We start from the raw sequence: 1,871 nt of genomic DNA on the forward strand, positions 1-1,871 counted from the left end.
CGCTCGACGTCGTCGACCAGACGCGGAAGCTCCGCGGGATCCAGCGAGCCGTCGCCGTCGAGAACCGCGACGATCGGCGTCGTCGCCGCGACCACTCCGGCGTGCACCGCAGCACCGTAACCGGGCCTGCTTTCGGCGACCACCTGGGCGCCGTGCCGACGCGCCACGTCCGCCGTGTCGTCGGTGCTGTTGTTGTCCACCACGAGAGCTCTATACCCAGTCGGCAGGGCCGCCAGCACTCCGGGCAAAGACGCAGCCTCGTCTAGACACGGCAGCACCACCGTGACAGGACAGTCGGGCATATCCGCATACGCTAGGCGAAATGCCCAGGTCGCGCGAGTTGCAAGGCTGACAAATCGGTGACGTCGGCGCTGGTAGTGGCCGTGTGGGGCTAGCCTCGGTGTGGTGACCCGAGTCCTGATTGCCGACGACGACGATGTCGTCCGCGATGTCGTGCGCCGATACCTCGAGCGTGACGGACTCGACGTGTCGATCGCACACGACGGCAACGAAGCCCTGCGGCTGCTCGGTTCTCAGCGCATCGACGTCGCGGTTCTGGACGTGATGATGCCCGGGCCGGACGGGTTGTCGTTGTGCCGCAGCCTGCGTCGGGGAGGTGACTACACCGTGCCGGTGATCCTGCTGACCGCGCTCGGCGAGGAAGAGGACCGCATCGCCGGACTCGAGGCGGGCGCCGACGACTACCTGACCAAACCGTTCAGCCCACGCGAGCTCGCGCTGCGGGTCCGCTCGGTGTTGCGGCGCTCCCCCACACCCGGCGGCGTGCTCCCCATCGACGTCAACTCCGGCGAGCTCACGGTCTCGACCGCGTCGCGCACCGTCACGGTCGCCGGCAGGCCGGTCAACCTCACCAACCGCGAGTTCGACCTGCTGCTGTTCTTCCTCACCCACACCGACACCGTCTTCACCAGGGAAGACCTGCTCAGACAGGTATGGCGCTGGGACTTCGGGGACCTGTCGACAGTGACCGTGCACGTCAAGCGGTTGCGCTCCAAGCTCGGCGAGCGACATCGGGTGCAGACCGTCTGGGGCCGCGGCTACATGTGGACCTCCGACCACGCGGCGGTAGGGAGGTCGGATGCCCACGGCTGATCTCTGGGAGATCGTCGGATGGGCGTTGGCCTGCTCGGTACCCGTGGTCCTGATCGGTGCCGCGATCATCCGGCTGGCGCGGTCCTGGTCGCTGGCCGTCAGCATGGTGACGCTGGTGCTGATCCCGGTGCTCGCAACCTTCACCGGGGTGTTGGGCGCCAGCGGGTTCATGGTCACCGAAACCTTCGAACAGACCGCCGTCGTGCTCGTCATCGTCTCGATCGTGACGATCCCGGCCGCCGTGATGCTGGGCCGCTACCAGGCCCGGCGCACCGTCTGGGAAGCCGAGATCCGCGACTCCGAACGCGCCGCCGAACAGTCGCGGCGCCGGCTGGTGGCGTTCGTCAGCCACGATCTGCGCACCCCGCTCGCGGGCATCCGTGCCGTCTCCGAGGCGATCGCCGACGGCGTGGTCCCCGACGACGAGGTGAAGGTGCATGCCAAGCACATCGAGCACGAGTCGGTCCGACTGTCCGAGATGGTCGACGATCTGTTCGAGATGTCGAAGATCAATGCCGGTGCGCTGACCCCGTCGTTCGAGAAGGTCGCGCTCGACGAGGTGGTCGACGACGTGCTCGCCGCGCACTGGATCGCCGCCGAGCGCGCCGGGGTGAAGCTGCGGGCCGACCTGCCCGAGCAGCCGGTGCGCGTGGTCTGCAGTGACCGCGCGTTGGTCCGGGTGTTGTCGAACCTGGTGGCCAACGCGATTGCGCACACCCCCGAGGGCGGCAGCGTCGAGCTGGCGCTGGGCTCAGACG

The 1,871-nt window shown here is 68.3% G+C and carries 3 protein-coding genes; 2 read left to right on the top strand and 1 reads right to left on the bottom strand.

The window, feature by feature from the left end; all coding sequences use genetic code 11:
* Positions 1–302 (bottom strand): glycosyltransferase family 2 protein (locus WA965_RS07935; protein WP_526447328.1); only part of this gene is annotated, 302 nt, incomplete at its 3' end.
* A gap of 103 nt (positions 303–405) precedes the next feature.
* Between WA965_RS07935 and WA965_RS07940 the strand changes: the two genes are divergently transcribed.
* Positions 406–1,113 (top strand): response regulator, encoded by a 708-nt coding sequence (locus WA965_RS07940; RefSeq protein ID WP_178361451.1) that lies wholly within the window; start codon positions 406–408, stop codon positions 1,111–1,113.
* The coding region (locus WA965_RS07945; protein ID WP_526447330.1) for a sensor histidine kinase at positions 1,100–1,871 on the top strand (772 nt) is incomplete at its 3' end. The genes WA965_RS07940 and WA965_RS07945, both read left to right, overlap by 14 nt.

The sequence above is a fragment of the Mycobacterium sp. genome, from assembly GCF_049683935.1.
GTDB lineage: Bacteria > Actinomycetota > Actinomycetes > Mycobacteriales > Mycobacteriaceae > Mycobacterium.